Here is a 15742-nt window from a genome sequence, read left to right as displayed (position 1 = left end):
GTGCGACCGGCGATCGCAGCCTATGTGCGGGGCATGAGCAGGATCGTCATCGTGGGCGCGGGTCACGCCGGAGGCAGTGCCGCCGCCCTTCTCAGGCAGTACGGGTTCGAGGGCGAGGTGGTGCTGATCGGCGAGGAGCCGGTCGCCCCCTATCAGCGTCCGCCCCTGTCCAAGGCCCTGCTGAAGGGTGAGGGCGAGGAGGAGGACCTGCTGCTGCGGCCCGCCGACTTCTATGTCGAACAGAACATCGAGCTGCGGCTGGGCCAGACGGTCACGGCCATCGACCGGGCCGGCAAGACGGTGGTGCTCGCGGACGGCGGGACCGTTTCCTATGACACCCTGATCCTCGCGACCGGGTCCACCGCGCGGAAGCTGGCGGTGCCGGGGGCGGAACTGGCGAATGTGCTGGAGCTGCGGACCCTCGCGGACGGGCGAAAGCTCAGGGCGGCGATCCGGCCGGGGACGAGGCTTGTGGTCGTCGGCGGCGGCTATGTGGGGTTGGAGGTCGCGGCCTCGGCCCGGGCGCTGGGCGCCGAGGTCGTGGTCGTCGAGCGCGAGGCCCGCCTGCTGGCCCGGGTGGCGTCGGATGTGCTGGCCGACTTCATGCACGCGGCCCATACGCGGCACGGCGTGACCCTGCTGACCGGGCGCACGGTGACGGCCTTCCAGCCGGGCGAGGACGGCGCGGTCGGCGGCGTGACCCTGGACGACGGCCAGAGCCTGCCGGCCGATCTGGTCATTGTCGGCGTCGGTGGCGTGGCCTGCGAGGGGCTGGGCGCGGCGGCCGGCCTGACCTGCGACGGCGGGGTGGTGGTGGATGAGGCCGCCCGCACCTCGGACCCCGACATCTATGCGCTCGGCGACATGACCCGGCGCCCGGTGCCGGTCCACGACGGCCGCGTGGTGCGTCTGGAAAGCGTGCCCAATGCGCTGGAGCAGGCCAAACAGGCCGCGGCGGCGATCACGGGTCGCAACCCGCCCGTGCCCGAAGTGCCGTGGTTCTGGTCGGATCAGTACGATCTGAAGCTGCAGATGGCGGGTCTGGCCGACGGGGCGGATCGCAAGGTCGTCCGCACCGTGGCCGATGGCGCCGGGCTGGCCGTCTTCCATCTGGCGGGGGAGCGGCTTCTGTGCGTCGAGGCGATCAATGCCCCGGCCGAGTTCATGGGCGGGCGTCTGCTGATCGGCAAGGCGACGCCGGTGGATCCGGACAAGCTGGCCGACCCGACTGTGTCGATGAAGGCGGTCGCGAAAGGCGACTAATAGACGTCGCGGCGGTAGCGCCCGGTCTCGCGCAGATCCAGCATGCGCTCCTCGCCCAGAATATCCCGCAGGGCGGCATCCACACCGGGGGCCATCCCCTTCAGACTGCCGCAGACCATGATGGTCGCCCCGCGATCGATCCAGTCGCGCATGGCCTCGGCTTCCGTCCTCACAATGTCCTGGACGTAGCGGGCGCCGCCGGGATCGCGCGAGAAGGCCCGGTCCACCCGGGTGAGCGCACCTCCCGTTCGCCAGCCAAGGATGCGATTGCGCAGCAGGGCGTCATGCGCCTCGTTCCGCTCGCCGACGATCAGCCAGGCGGGCCCCCGCTTTTCGGCACGCGAGCGCTCCGACAGGTGACCGGCCAGACCGGCGATGCCCGTTCCGTTCCCGATCAGGATGAGGGGGATGGACGGATCGGGGCCGTGGAAACCCCGGTTAATCCGCACGCGGACCGGCACAGTGTCCCCGACCCGACAGGCCTCCAGCAACCAGGCCGAGGCCAGTCCGGGCGTGCCGTCCGGCCTGAGCGTGCTGCGGATCAGGAGGTCGATATGGCCGTCGGCCGGAACACTGGCGATCGAATAGTCGCGCAACTGGCGCAGGCCGCCGGTGGCCGACGCCGGCAGTTCGATCTCGGCGATGTCGCCCGCCCGCCAGAGCGGCAGATCCCCGACCGGCCTGAGCCGCAAATGGTAGACGGGGCGACCCACGCTGCCGGGATTGACCAGGGTGCGGCTGATCAGCGTCCAGGGTTGGTGGGCGCCGCTCCGGCCGTCGGGGGCGAAGACGGCACCGGTCAGGGCCGTCACCTGATGGCGCCAGTGGTCCAGCGCGCCGGGATCCAGCCGGTCGACCTCGACACGGTCGAACAGCGGCGTCGCTCCGGCGGAAACCAGCCACTGGTCCATCCGACGCCCGAAGTCACAGTAGTGGCTGTAGGTACTGTCGCCGAGGGCCAGCACGGCGACCTCGAGATGGGACAGATCGGGTGGGCTGGACATCAGCCGCCGCAGGAAGCCGGTGGCCTCGTCGGGCGCATCCCCTTCGCCGGTCGTGGCCGCCACGAGGAACAGCCGCCGCGCGGCGGCCAGCCGTTCGGGGGTCAGGTCCGACAGGCCCAGACGTTCGACCCCCTGGCCCGCCCCAGCCAGTGCCAGCTCGGTCTCGATGGCCAGGGCCTCCGCGCTGCCCGTCTGGCTGGCATGGACCACCAGGGTGTCCGCATCGGCATTCACCCCGCGGCGTCGACGCGGCCGCAGGGACCAGGCCGTCAGACCCGCCCAGGCCACGACGGCGGAGGCGGCCAGAAAGTCCGCACCCGTCGTCATGATCAGCGCCCGACGTCCAGCATGGCGCGGCAGGTAGGACTGAGGTGTTCGACCAGCCCGGCTTCCGTCCGGTGCACCATCAGGGCGGCGATACCGGACATTTCGGCATGCGCCATACCGTCCCCGGGACCCATGACGGTCAGGGCCGAGGCGAGCGCGTCGGCGACCATGGCAGACTCGTGGAAAACAGAGGCCGACACCACGCCATTGGCGACAGGCCGCCCGGAGCGTCCGTCGATCGTGTGCGAATAGACGGTGTTGCCATGAACGAACTGGCGCCGCGCCTCGCCCGAGGTGGCGACGGCCAGGCCGTAGAGGGCGGCGATGGTGCGCGGGGCGTCCAGCCCCTCGGGGGTCTCCAGCTCGACCCACCAGGGGCGGCCGTCCGGCTTGACGCCAATGCCCTTCAGCTCCCCGCCGATTTCGAACAGGTGAGAGGTCGCCCCCTCGCGCGCCAGCCGCTGCGAGATGCGGTCCACGGCGTGACCCTTGGCAATCCCCGACAGGTCGAGCTTCAGCCCACCGGGCTGGACCGCCGCGTGGGCCTCGGTGTGCAGACGTAGCTGCATCCAGCCGCTGAGCGCCCGCGCGGCCTCGACCTCATCGTCCGACGGAACCGGCAGCAGGGGCGAGCGCGGACCGGGGGGGCCGAAGCCCCACAGGTCGACCAGGGTGCCGAGGGTCGGATCGACCGCGCCATTGGTCTCATCGGCCAGATCCATGGCCCGGGTCAGCACGGTCCAGAAGGCGTCGGAAAGCGCCCAAGTCCCCGCCGGGGCCGCGTTAAAGCGCGAAATCTCGCTCCGGCGATCCCAGGGGCTGAACAGGGCGATGATGCGCTCCAGCTCTTCCTCGATCAGCCCCTGCCAGCGGGCGGCTGCAGCCTCGTCCCCGACCACGATGCGTGCCGTCCAGACGGTGCCCATGGTCTCGCCGCCGAGTGTGGCGATCTGCTCGCCCGGCGGACGCTCGGGCGCGCCGCGCAGCTCCGGGATCAGGACCCGGTTGCCGGTCGCCGGCCGCAGCTCGTCCTGCCCGCCCGTCAGGTCGAGGACCGGCGGGGCTGAACGGCTGGAAAGGGGCTTGGCCGGATCCGACATGGTGTCCTTTATCGCCTAGGGCAGGACTTCGACGACGCCGTTGTACTGGGCCGACAGGGGCAGTTTGCCATCCGCGCCGGGCACCTGCACGGCGGCATGCATCCAGTACATGCCCGCCTGGGGCCATTCGACCGAATAGATGCCATCCGCGTCGGTGGTCACGGTGATTTCCTCAGGCGAGGTCCGGTAGCGGGTGCCACCGCGGGCGATCGTGACCTCGAGACCGGCGGCCGGTTCGCCGTCGACCAGCAGACGGAAGCGCCCCGGCTCGTCCAGAACCAGATCATTCGGATGGGTCAGGGGCACCATCTCCAGCCCGTGGCCGGTCGGGGTGAAGACGTCGTCGGACAGGTCGCCCAGGGTGACGAAGGTCTCGACCCTCATGGCCGACAGGCTGGCCTCGACCTCGGTGGCGCCTTCGGGCAGGCCCTGCGGATACTCGGCCGGGGTGCCGCGCCAGCGCTGGCGCTCGCCGTTCAGCGTATAGCTGGCCACCACGCCGCCCATGACATTGGCGATCCGGTAGGTGCCCTGCTTGGTCAGATGCACGTCGAAGGTCGAGCGATAGCGCCCGCGCATCATGTTCTCGGGCTCCAGCAGCTGACCGTCCGGGCCGAGGATGGTCAGGCCGTCCAGCCGCATGGCGGCGTGATCGGCAATGAAGACGCCGTTCGACATGCCGGCATCCACGCCGACCCAGGCGTCACTGCCCGACAGCACGGTCGAGCTGGGCGCCATCCAGGCGCGGTGGGCCTCGGCGACCAGGGGGGCCGCCATCAGGGCGATCACACCGGCGGCAGCGGCCAGCAGGGGAGAGAAGCGATAGCGGCTCATGGCAGTGTCCTTCTGACGATCCTAGCGGGCGACGCTGACGCGTACGGCACCCAGTTCAGTCTCACCGGTGCCCGAGGCGGTGTTCGCGGCACCCAGGCGGAACGGCACGCGCACCAGCTCGCGCCCGCCCAGTTCGCGGGCGGCCTCGACCGCCAGCACATAGTTGCCCGCGGGCAGGTCCCGCAGACGAGAGGCCGGAATGGTCACCGTCTGGGTGCCGGGCGCGCGCGTCGGCCCCGAGACACCGTCAGCCGGCAGGGTCAGGCCCCGCCCGTCCTTGCGCCACCAGGTGCGGATGTCCTTCAGCCAGTCCTTGCCTTCACCGGCGGGCAGGCCGGTGTCGTACCAGATCGACAGGGTGCGCACGGCGGTCTGGTCGGGACGCTCGATCCAAACGGCCACATAGGGCCGGTGATACGAGGCGCTGTTGATGCGCGGCAGGGTGATGCTGACCGTCAGATCGCCCGACGGTAGCGGGGCGGCGCCAGTCAGCGCGAGGGCGGTCAGCGGCAGGGTGGCGGCAAGCGTCAGCGGTTTCATCGGCACTCGGATACAGTCAGTGAATAAAGATCAGGGCGAGGATCAGCGGGATCAGCAGCCCCAGGGAGACCAGGGGCCAGGTCATGCGGCGGTTACGGGCATGCAGGACCAGCAGCGCCAGACCCGTCAGCGCGAACACCAGACAGGCCACCGCAAACACATCGATAAAGAGGGCCCAGGCCGGTCCCGCGTCGCGGCCCTTGTGCAGGTCGTTCAGATAGGCGATCGGCCCGCGGGAGGTAACCTCGGCAAAGGCCTCACCGGTCTGGCGGTCCAGCGTCATCCAGCCGTCCCCGCCCGGGCGGGGCAGGGCGACGTAGATTTCGGCATCCGTCGTTTCGGTCGGACGACCGGCAATGGACAGATCCAGCGCTTCCTCGGCCCACCGGGCCACCGCGTCGGGCACGGGGTCGGTGGTCTCCCCCGGCATCTCGGCCAGGCGCGCCAGCAGCGGGGCGGGCAGGGTGGCCGTGCGTTCGACCACCACCGGCTCGGCGGGGATCTGGGCTGCGTGATTGAGGGTGAATCCGGTCACCGCGAACAGGATCAGGCCGATCAGACTGACCGACGCCGAGATCCAGTGCCACTGGTGCAGCTGCTTGAGCCAGAAGGCCCGCGCCGAGCTCAGACGGGCAGCTTGCGGCCGGGGAGAGGGGGTGGGTGAGGAGGACACCCTGCGCCTGTGCCAAAAATGCGAACCGTTTGCAAGTAACCACGAGTTACCAGCGACGGGATAGTCCGATCCACAGCGTGCGGGGCGGGCCGAACGACACCACGCCGGTTCCTGTTTCTGCCGTCTCGACGTCCGCGTCGAAAAGGTTCACGGCCTCGACCCAGGCCGCCAGATCGGGCGACAGCCGGCGTTCCGCCCGCATCGAAACAGTGAGGGCCGGATCGAGGACCCGGCTGTTCAGATCGTCATCGAACCGGCGACTTTCCCACCGGGCGTCGGCGCTGACGGTCCAGTCCGGCGCGGGGGTCCAGTCCACGCTGGCGGTGGCGCTCCAGATCGGGGCCTGGGCCGGGCGCAGGCCGGTCAGTTGCGGTGCCTGCAACCCGCCATCCACCCGGGCGTCGGTCGCCGAAAGGGCCGTCCGCAGCGTCAGCCCCTCGCGCGGTCGTGCCTCGACCTCAAGCTCCAGCCCGACCGCCTCGATAGTCCCGGCGTTCTGACGTTCGCGCAGCACGCCCCCGGCCGGAACAAAGCCCGCACGGGGAAAGACACCGGGGCCCTGGCCGATGGTGACATTGACGATGGCGTCCTCGATCCGGTTGGCGAAGAGCGTCGCTCTCAGGTCCAGCCGTTTCGTCTCGCGGGCCAGGCCGACCTCGATGCCGGTCAGTTGCTCGGGCACCAGTGCGGCATTGGCCTCGGTGATGTCATTGCCGACCCGGAACGGGCGGTGCAGTTCGTTCAGCGTCGCGGGTCGGAACGCACTGTAGGCGGCCGCGCGCACCGACCATTCCGGCGACAGGGCGCGGCGCACGCCCAGCCGGGCCGACACCACCTCGCCCGACTGATCCGCAGGTCGGTCGTCCAGCATGAGGGCGTCGGACTGCAGGTCCCGCTCCACCCGCAGGCCGTCATGGGCGCTCCAGTGGTCGAGGCGAAGTCCTCCGGCCATCAGCCAAGGTCCGCGCGTGGCGCTCGCCTCGGCATAGACTCCGGCCACCGATGTCTCCCCGCCCGCCTGTCGGGAGCGGGTGAATGTCCCACCCATGAAGCGGTAGCGCTCGTTGGTCTCGCCCTCGGCGCGGCGGGCGTCGACACCCAGCTCGGTCTCGAGGCCGTCCCGCTTCATGCGCCAGGCCGCGTTCAGCCCCCAGGCCGTCGCCGGGGTGTGGAACTGATGATTGGCCGGACTGGTCGAGGATCGGTCGGGCGCGGTCGCGACAAAGCGGTTCTGCAGGTCACTGGTCCGTCGCCAGACCTGCACCCGCCAGCCCGGCTGACCGGCGTCCGGCTGGCGCGTGGCGGTCAGGGACAGGGCCGTGCCCGAGGCCTCGGCATCCGACCCTTCCACGCCCGACCCGCGCATTTCCTGAAAGACAGCCCCCCGCGCCGACAGCAGGGCACCGCCCATCGGCAGGTCCAGCCGCAGGGAGGCCGACCCGGCCTCGAGGTCGAGGGGTCGGTCCGCTGCTCCGGCATCGGGCGGGCGCACCGGGACATGGCCGTCCGTCTGTTCGAGGCCGGCGGTCACCACCCAGCGCAGGGGGCCGAGGTCGCCGGTGCCCGAGCCCGCCAGCCGGGCCGATCCGCGCTCACCGATCGCAGCTGTCCAGGCCCCACCCGTATCGCGTTCCCGCAGCAGCACCGAGCCGGTCAGGGCGCCCGCGCCATAGGGGCCGGTCCCGCCGGCGCGCACCACATCGACCCCCGACAGGCCCTCGGGCGGCACCTGCGCCCAGATGACCCAGCCCCCGAACGGATCGTTGAGCGGCACGCCGTCCAGGGTCACCAGCGCCCGCCCCGCCCCCGTCGGGGCCATGGCCCGCAGCGACAGACCCTGGGTGGTCGGATTGGCGGTCAGGCCGGACGTGCGCCGGAACAGGCCGACGGCGGGAACCTGGCCGAGGGCTTCGTCGAGCCGCGTCGCGCGGTCGAGCGTGGCGCCGTCCAGACGGATCACCGAAAAGGCGGCCTCACCCTCGGCGGCGGGCAGGCGGGGGGCTGTCACCACAACCTCGTCGAGGACGACGGGCGGGTCCTGCATCATGCGGAAAGGCGCGTCAGAAGCTCGCGGGCAAAGGTTGTCAGGGTGTCGTCGCGGGCGCCCATCACCAGAATACGGTCGCCGGGCTGCGCCAGTTCGACCAACCGGTCGCTGCACTCGGCCCGCGTGGCATGGGCCTCGGCCTGACGCCCCGCGGCGACCACGCCCTCAACGATCTGCGGGCTTGAGACGCTGCGGTCGGTAGTGCCGCCGTAATAGACCGGTTCGGGCATGATCAGGTGATCCTCTGCGGCCATCAGCCGGGCAAAGGTCTCAATGAACTCGCGCCGCATCAGTTTCAGCGGGCCAAAGCCATGCGGCTGAAACAGGATCAGCAGTCGCCCGGGAAAGGCATGCAGGGTCTGAAGCGTCGCAGTGATCTTGTCGGGGTTGTGGGCAAAGTCGTCGATGACCGTCACGCCCCCCGCCTGCCCGACGACCTCCAGCCGTCGGCGGATTCCGCGGAAGCTGCCCAGCGCCGCAATGGCCACGACCCGGTCCACCTTCAGCGCCTCAGCTACGCCCAGCGCCGCCAGCGCGTTGGCGACATTGTGCGCGCCGGGCACCTGCAGGACGACCTCGGCCCCGTCCAGCCGGAACCGCATGCCGGTGGCCGTCGCCTCGACCCCGGTGGCGCACAGATCGGCCGCCGGATCGCCCAGCGAAAAGGTCAGCCGCCGGTCGGCGGGCAGGCTGTCCGCCAGCGTCCGTGTCTCGTCATTGTCGAGGTTCAGGACAGCGACGTCCGCATGACCGGCAAACCCGCCGAACAGGGCGCGCAGCTCCTCCATCGACTTGTGGTCCAGCGAGATGTTCGAGACCACGGCGACCGTGGGCCGGTAGAGCTGGATCGAGCCGTCCGATTCATCGACTTCCGAGACGAACAGGTCGGGGTCGCCGATACGGGCCGCGGCAAAGGGCGTGTCCTCGCGCACGAAATTGCCCATGACCGCGCCGTTCATGACCGTGGGGTCGAGCCCCGCCTGATCGAGAATCCAGGCGACCATGCCGGTGATGGTCGACTTGCCGCTGGTCCCGGCGATGCCCACGCGCCGCGCAGCGCTGTTGAACAGGTCGGATAGCATTCCTGGGCGAGTGACCACGGTTGCCCCCGCGCTGCGCGCAGCCGCAATGTCCGGGACCGTGTCCTCGATTGCGCCCGAGGCCACCACCGTGGTCGCCGGATCGGTGACGCCGGATCCGTCCTGCGGATAAAGGGCGATGCCCTGACCCTCCAGCCAGGCAAACTTTTCGGGGCTGCGGCCCTGATCGCGCGACCGGTCCGATCCCGATACCCGGGCCCCGCGTGCAGCCAGGATCAGCGCCAGCGGCAGCATGCCCGACCCGCCGATGCCGCAGAAGAAATAGGAGCCGGCTGGATTGGCGTCTTGATTCATGGAGGCGAAACCGGGGAGTGTCCGAGGAAGGCCCTGACTAGCACGGGGCGCACCGCACGCCAGAGCCGGGAGCGCGATTTGTCCGACCGCCTGCCGAACAGGGGATACACAGTATGGGATCGGTGACGCGGATCGGCGTGGTGGCGGCCTCGTCGCGCTTCAGCAAGGCGACGGCCGAGCGGCTGGAGGCCCATGTCGAGGCGCGCTTTCCGGGCGGGGACGTCAAGGTGGTCTTCCATCCGGCCTGCTTCGCCAACCATGGCCATTTCGCCGGGGACGACGCCCTGCGCGCCCGCGCCTTTCTCGAGATCGCCAATGATCCGCGCTTCGATGCCCTGTGGTTCGCGCGCGGCGGCTATGGCTCGTGCCGGGTGGCCGAGGCCGTGCGCGATGGCCTGAAGCCCGCGGCGCGCGAGAAGCGCTATCTGGGCTATTCCGATGCCGGAAGCCTGCTGGCGACCCTGTACAAGGAGGGGTTCGCCGAGGTCGCCCACGGGCCGATGGTCGCCGATATCGGCCGGCGTGAGGGGGCTGCGGCCGTAGACCGCGCGCTGGACTGGATGATCAAGGGCGCGACCTCGGGGCTGGAACCCAGCCTCGACGGACGGCCCACCGTCGCCTTCAACCTGACCATTCTGGATCAACTGGTCGGCACGGCCATCGAGCCCGACCTGACCGGTCATGTTGTCATGATCGAGGAGGTGTCCGAGGCCCTCTACCGGATCGACCGGATGATGTTCCACCTGACCGGTCAGGCCTCGATCCGCCGCATCGCGGGCTTCCGCCTCGGCCGGGTCAGCGACGTCACGCCGAATGAGCCCGAGTTCGGCCTGACACCCGAGGAAATCGTCCGCTACTGGTGCCGGCGATCCGGCATTCCGTACCTGGGCGCGGCGGACATCGGCCACGACGCGGCCAACAAGATCGTGCCTTTCGGGCCGCGCTGACGGGAAAATCGGGCCAAGATCGGGCCGCGGGCTCGCCCCAGCGGGGAAGGGGGTCGACTCCCAGTCCGCGTCGCGCCAGATGGTCCCATGCGGGTTAAGGGGCTGTTAACCTTGAAATCTTCCGTGCACGCAACGGACCTCCCGGATCAGGGCCTGATCCGGGGCATGGCGACGTGACCGGGGCGCGGGCCGGCGCGCGCGCGGCGCTCATCCCCCTGTTCCTTGTGGCGCTGGGGGTGGTGGGCATCGAGAACGCCCTGACCCGCTACTTCGCCGTCGCGAAGTGGTCCGAGTACGGCTACTGGATCATCTCGATCGTCATGGCGGGCTTTGCCCTGTCCGGCGTCGTGGTCGCCCTGTTCCGCGATACGGTCGAGCGGCACGGGACGTGGCTGCGCGCCATCCTGCCCGGTGCCATGGTTCTGGCCGCCGCGCTCGGCTACGAGCGGATCGCGCGCAACCCCTTCAACCCGCTTCAGCTGCAGAACCCCGCCACCTGGGCCGACCAGCTGACCAATATCGCCGGCTACTACGGGGCGCTGCTGCCGTTCTTCTTTCTGGCCGGGCTCTATATCGCCCTGATCTTCATCCTGAACCCGCGGGAGATCGGGCGGGTCTATGCCTATGACCTGATCGGCGCCGGTCTGGGGTCGGCCGTGGCGCTGGGCCTGATGTTCCTCGTCCACCCCTTCCTGCTGGCGCCGTTGCTGCTGGTGCCGCTGGCACTGGCGCCACTGTTCCAGCCGGGCCGCCACAGTGCCCTCGGTGGAGCGATCGCCGGGGGCGCGCTGGTGCTGGGCGAGGCCATCCTGCTGCTGGGCACGCCGCCCGCCTATTCCGAATTCAAGGCCGTCTATGCCCCGATGAACACCCAGGGCGCCGAGGTGGTGGCCGAGGTACGACGCCCGCGCGGCCACTATCTGATGCTCGACAACTTCACCGAGCGGGTCGACGCCGACGTCTCGAACAATGCCTCGATGATGGGGGTCGACGGGCCGCCCGCCACCTATGGCCTCTATCGCGACGGCAGCCGGGTCGCGGCCTTGCCCAAGGCGGGCGGGCTGACCGGCACCTATGCCGACAGCGCCCTTTCGGCGGCGCCCTACCGCCTGCGACCGGGGGCAGAAGTGCTGATCCTCGGGGCGTCCGGCGGCTTCCGTCTGGCCGAGGCGCGGGCGCTCGGCGCCAGCCGCCAGCAAGTGGTGGAGAGCGAGCCGGTCCTGCGTCAGGCCCTGATCCACGGTCTCGGCCCCGCGCGCGGTCTGGCGCTCGGCGATGACATCCAGCTTTCAGAGGGCGGACCGCTGGCGGTCGCCTGGGCGCACAGCGCGGGCGGTCCGGACCAGGGCTTTGACGTGATCGACGTCTCATCCGACTTCATCGACGCGGCCCCGGCCAATGCCACGGCCCTGACGGTCGAGGCCATGCAGGCCTATCTTGCGGCGGTGAAGCCCGACGGCATGATCTCTGTGCCGGTCTCGATCCGCGACTTCCCGGTCTATGCCTTCCGCGTGATGAGCACGGCGCGCGAGGCCCTGCTGCGCTCCGGGATCGAGCATGCCGAGGCTCATGTCATGGTCTATCGGTCGGCCTGGAACGCCCGCATCCTCATCTCGCCGACGCCGTGGAGCGAGGCGGACGTCGCAGCGCTTGAGGCCTTTGCCTCGGCCCGCTCCTTCGATGTGTCGTGGCGGCCCGGCCTTGATGTCGACGCCGCGCGTGCCGGCCTGTTCAACGACCTGCCCGTGGTCTCGTTCGAGAGCGGCACAGTGGTCTCGCAGGGCACAGATGACGCCATCGCCCGCGAGGCCGAGGCTATCCTGCAAGGACGCGACAGCCCCTCTAGCCGCGCCTTCAACATCCGGCCCCAGACACTGGATCGCCCGGCCTACTACGCCTCGCTGCGGCTGGACCGCCCCGCCACCCTGATCCACCGGCTGGAGGTCCTGCCGCAGGCCGAGATCGGCGCCCTGGTCAATCTGGTGGTGCTGGGCCAGGCGGCGGTGATCGCCCTGCTGGTGCTGGCCGCCCCGCTGCTGTTCCGCCGGCGCCGCACCGGACCGCCCGAGCCGCGCCGCCTGTGGCCGGTCTTCTACTTCCCCAGCCTCGGCCTCGGCTTCCTGCTGATCGAGATCTTCCTGATCGACAAGGCCGCCTTCTATCTCAACGACTATTCCTCGGCCTTCGCCCTGGTCCTGACGTCAATGCTGGTCTTCTCCGGTCTCGGCAGTCTGATCGCCGGGCGGATGGGGGCCATGCCCAAGGTCGCCGCCTTCATCTCTCTGATTGTAGTGCTGGGCTGGATCGGCCTGATGCTGACCGGGGCTGAAGATATCCTGATGACCACCCTCGACCAGCCCGTCTGGGTGCGGGGTCTGATCGTGCTGGCGACCGCCGCGCCGGTCTCGCTGGCGCTGGGCCTGCCGTTCCCGCTGGGCCTGATTCAAGTGGGTGAGGGCCGGATGCTGCCCTGGGCCTGGGGACTGAACGGGGCCTTTTCCGTGGTGGCCACGCCGTTGGCCAATCTGATGTCGCGCGAGGTCGGCTTCTCCTCCCTGCTGATGGTTGGAGCCGGCCTGTACGTCCTGGCCTTTCTGGCCCTGCCTGTGGGGCGCGTCGCCGGCCGGACGCGGCATCCCGTGCTGCTTGACGACCCTCAGCCCGCGCCGGAGACCGCCCCGCCCGAGGGTGAGCCCGATCCCTTTCCTGCCGCGTCCCCCGCGTAGAATGGAGACCTGTCATGACCATCGACCGTAGACGTCTGCTCGCCGGAGGCGCCGCCCTGGCCGGGGCCGGCAGCCTGGCGGCCTGTGACGAGGCGACCCGCGACCGCCTGCAGGCCCGGCTGAACCCCACCCGCACCGCCGGCGGAGGCAGCGCCCCCGCCGGTCCGGCCACACCGGCGGCAGCTCCGGAAGCGGCCGACAGCGCCGTATCCGAGACGGTGCGCATGCCGTCGCAGCCCTGGACCTATCAGGCCTTTGTCACCGCCATGGCGGCGTCCGAACGGCCCAGCGCCCTGACCGAGGCCCAGTTCGACCAGATCCAGGCGCGCAAGCCCGCCGCCATCCAGCGCATCAAGACCTATCTGGACGGCAAGTTCGGCGCCGCCGACCCGCGCGTGGTGCAGGCTTTCGAGAGCGTGCCGCGCGACTTCTATCACTATGCCTATGCCGCCCGAGCCTCGACGGCGTACCAGGCCTATGAGGACAATCCCAAGCCCTGGGCCATCGGCCACGGCTCGGTGCTCAGTGACTATCTGGGTCAGGCCTATATGACCCAGCTGGCCGAGCCGAAGCCGACCGACGTCACGCTCGAAATCGGGACCGGCTCGGGCTTCCAGTCTTCGCTGCTGTCGCGGATCGTGCGCGATTCCTACACCATCGAGATCATCGAGCCGGTGGGCCGGGCGGTCAGCAAGATCTTCAGGCCGCTGGGCTATGACAACGTCCATTCCCGGGTCGGCGACGGCTACTTCGGCTGGCCCGAGGTCGAGGGCGGGTTCGACACCATCATGCTGACCTGTGTGGCCCAGTACGCCCCGCCCGAGCTGTTCCGCCAGCTGAAGCCCGGCGGCAAGCTGATCATCCCGATCGGCCAGCCCTTCCGCAGGGGCCAGGTGCTGTACGTCTATACCAAGGACGAGGATGGCCGGGTGCGGTCGCGCCGCGACGTGGGCGTCTTCTTCATTCCCATGACCGGCGCCATGCAGAACCGGCCGCGACCCCAGGGCGCAGCCTCGGGCGGCTGACGCCCTCTGGTCATCGTCCCGGCTTCGGGCCAAACAGGACGCCATGGACCGCCGCAGCTTCCTCATCCGAACGGGCGTGATCGCCGGGGCCGTCGGCGGTGGCTGGTGGCTGAAGGATCATGTGCTGTGGCGCGCGCCGGGCGTCGCCTTTGCCGCAGACGGTCGCACCCCCTGGATGCCCTATGTCTCGCGCGTGCTGAGCCCCACCGTCAGCCTCCGGCTGGCCGGGCGCGAGGTGACCGCCCTGGTCGACAGCGGCGCCCAGTATTCCGTGATCGACAAGACCTTCCACGAGGCGATTGCCGCTGACCTTGGGCCGCGCCCGCTGTTCGACATTCCGCTGGTCGCCTATGGCGTCGGGGGACAGCCCCAGATGGGGCAGGGGGTCCGGCTGGACGTGGCGATGGAGGGGCTCAGCCTCACCGGCCTGCGCTGCGCCATCCTCGACCTCGGCCCGCTGGCTGACGAGCGGGGCCTGTCGGCCCCCCTGATCCTGGGTCAGGACGTGCTGAAGCTGATGCAGCTGGAACTGGATCTGAACGACCGTCGTCTGCGGCTGCACGCGGCAGGGCAGGTCGCGCCGGCGGGACAGTGGACGCGGCTGCCGGTCCGGAGGCGGGGGACCAGTCTGGTCGCGCCGGTGCAGGTCGAGGGGCATCCGCTCGAGGCCGTGGTCGACACCGGCGCCACCTCCATCCTCAGCCTCAGCGGGAGGGCGGCCGAGGATGCCGGCCTGCGCGACGGACGCACCGTCACGGCCGGCGACAGTCTGGTGCTGGGCGGATCGGTGCGCGCCGATGTGGTGCAGGTCGACCATCTGGCCGCCGCCGGCCAGACCTTCACCAATGTGCCGGTGCCCATCTATGGCGCCGTGGGCCTGCCGGGGCTGCCGACGGCCTTGCTGGGCATGCAGGCGTTTCGCGATCAGGGCCTGCTGGTCGATGTGGGCGGCGGCGCCCTTTACCGCACCGCCCAGCTGGACCTCACCATCGTTCAGTAGCCGCGGAAGGTGTCGCAGGACGCCGGGTCACCCGACTGATAGCCGCGCCGCAGCCACTCGACCCGCTGGGCCGAGGTGCCGTGGGTGAAGCCGTCAGGCGAGACACGACCGCCGCTGCGCTGTTGCAGGGTGTCGTCCCCGATGGCGGAGGCGGTCTTCAGCCCCTCTTCCAGATCGCCGGTCGTCAGCGCCACCTCGCCGCCCGAGACGCGCGCCGCATTGGCCGCCCAGACCCCGGCATAGCAGTCGGCCTGCAGTTCCAGCGCCACCGAGAACCGGTTGGCCTCGGCCTGGCTGGTGGCGCGAGCCTGAGCCTGTCGCACATCGTCCGAGGCGCCGGTCAGGGTCTGGACGTGGTGCCCGAATTCGTGCGCGATCACATAGGCCTTGGCGAAGTCCGCACCCGATGCGCCCAACTGGGTCTGCATCTGCTGCCAGAAGCCGAGGTCCAGATAGACGGTCTGGTCCGTCGGGCAATAGAAGGGCCCCATGGCCGACTGGCCAAAGCCGCAGCCCGTCCCCGTGCCCGTTTCGTAGAGCACCACCGTCGGCGCCCGGTAGCCCATCAGCAGGTCCGACCAGACGGCATTCACATTGCCGCCGATGACATCGACGAACAGGCCGGCATCGTCCTCGGGGGTGCCGCGCTCGCCCTCGGCCTGACTGCCGGCAGCGCCCAGCTGGGTCGCCACCTGGGTGGTGGTCTCGGGGGAGATGCCAAAGATGAAATAGCCGAGCAGCGCCAGCACGGTGACGCCCAGGCCACCCCCGGCGATTCCGCCCACGCCCATGCCGCGCCGGTCCTCGATTCCACCGCCGCCGCGTTGTCCACCTCTCCAGCGCATGATGCCCTCCCTGTTCG

At 70.1% G+C, this 15742-nt stretch carries 13 protein-coding genes; 5 read left to right on the top strand and 8 right to left on the bottom strand.

What is annotated here, in order from left to right; genetic code table 11:
* Positions 1-33: 33 nt before the first annotated feature.
* The gene (locus LC068_RS07235; protein WP_226635851.1) at positions 34-1263 is read left to right on the top strand and encodes an NAD(P)/FAD-dependent oxidoreductase; all 1230 of its coding nucleotides are present in this window, start codon (positions 34-36) and stop codon (positions 1261-1263) included.
* Here LC068_RS07235 and LC068_RS07230 read toward each other — a convergent pair.
* From LC068_RS07230 to LC068_RS07200, 7 genes are read right to left on the bottom strand one after another with little or no spacing between them, the layout of a single operon-like run.
* Positions 1260-2594 (bottom strand): sulfite reductase subunit alpha, encoded by a 1335-nt coding sequence (locus LC068_RS07230; RefSeq protein WP_226635848.1) that lies wholly within the window; start codon positions 2592-2594, stop codon positions 1260-1262. The two genes, LC068_RS07235 and LC068_RS07230, sit on opposite strands and share 4 nt — an antisense overlap.
* 2 nt (positions 2595-2596) lie before the next feature.
* Entirely contained in the window at positions 2597-3694 is a 1098-nt protein-coding gene (locus tag LC068_RS07225) for an FAD:protein FMN transferase (RefSeq protein ID WP_226635846.1), read from the bottom strand.
* A gap of 15 nt (positions 3695-3709) precedes the next feature.
* Positions 3710-4528, bottom strand: a complete 819-nt coding sequence (locus LC068_RS07220) for a DUF4198 domain-containing protein (protein ID WP_226635844.1) — start codon at positions 4526-4528, stop codon at positions 3710-3712.
* A gap of 21 nt (positions 4529-4549) precedes the next feature.
* On the bottom strand, positions 4550-5068 hold the full coding sequence (locus LC068_RS07215; protein ID WP_226635842.1) for a DUF2271 domain-containing protein: 519 nt from the start codon (positions 5066-5068) through the stop codon (positions 4550-4552).
* 16 nt (positions 5069-5084) lie between these two features.
* Positions 5085-5741: a PepSY-associated TM helix domain-containing protein gene (locus tag LC068_RS07210; RefSeq protein WP_226635840.1), complete on the bottom strand. Its 657-nt coding sequence runs from the start codon at positions 5739-5741 to the stop codon at positions 5085-5087.
* A 46-nt stretch (positions 5742-5787) separates the two neighbouring features.
* The gene (locus tag LC068_RS07205; RefSeq protein WP_319002479.1) at positions 5788-7749 is read right to left on the bottom strand and encodes a TonB-dependent receptor; all 1962 of its coding nucleotides are present in this window, start codon (positions 7747-7749) and stop codon (positions 5788-5790) included.
* A gap of 35 nt (positions 7750-7784) precedes the next feature.
* Positions 7785-9182, bottom strand: coding sequence for a UDP-N-acetylmuramate--L-alanine ligase (locus tag LC068_RS07200; RefSeq protein WP_226635835.1), 1398 nt, complete (start codon positions 9180-9182; stop codon positions 7785-7787).
* Positions 9183-9295: 113 nt separating this feature from the next.
* Between LC068_RS07200 and LC068_RS07195 the strand changes: the two genes are divergently transcribed.
* From LC068_RS07195 to LC068_RS07180, 4 genes are all read left to right on the top strand, one after another.
* Complete coding sequence (locus LC068_RS07195) at positions 9296-10129, top strand: LD-carboxypeptidase (protein ID WP_226635833.1); 834 nt, start codon at positions 9296-9298, stop codon at positions 10127-10129.
* 173 nt (positions 10130-10302) lie between these two features.
* Positions 10303-12855 carry a hypothetical protein gene (locus LC068_RS07190; protein WP_226635831.1) on the top strand — a complete coding sequence of 851 codons (2553 nt, stop codon included), beginning with the start codon at positions 10303-10305 and terminating at the stop codon, positions 12853-12855.
* 14 nt (positions 12856-12869) lie between these two features.
* Positions 12870-13880: a protein-L-isoaspartate O-methyltransferase family protein gene (locus LC068_RS07185; protein ID WP_226635829.1), complete on the top strand. Its 1011-nt coding sequence runs from the start codon at positions 12870-12872 to the stop codon at positions 13878-13880.
* A 43-nt stretch (positions 13881-13923) separates the two neighbouring features.
* Positions 13924-14880 carry an aspartyl protease family protein gene (locus LC068_RS07180; protein ID WP_226635827.1) on the top strand — a complete coding sequence of 319 codons (957 nt, stop codon included), beginning with the start codon at positions 13924-13926 and terminating at the stop codon, positions 14878-14880.
* On the opposite strand, the gene ypfJ is transcribed toward LC068_RS07180, so the two are convergent.
* Positions 14874-15725 (bottom strand): KPN_02809 family neutral zinc metallopeptidase, encoded by an 852-nt coding sequence (ypfJ, locus tag LC068_RS07175; protein ID WP_226635825.1) that lies wholly within the window; start codon positions 15723-15725, stop codon positions 14874-14876. The genes LC068_RS07180 and ypfJ overlap by 7 nt on opposite strands.
* Positions 15726-15742: the final 17 nt, after the last annotated feature.

Source organism: Brevundimonas poindexterae (assembly GCF_020524625.1).
Classification (GTDB): domain Bacteria; phylum Pseudomonadota; class Alphaproteobacteria; order Caulobacterales; family Caulobacteraceae; genus Brevundimonas; species Brevundimonas poindexterae_A.
Note: the sequence above shows the minus strand (reverse complement) of the source record. Positions and strands in the feature narration are given on the sequence as shown.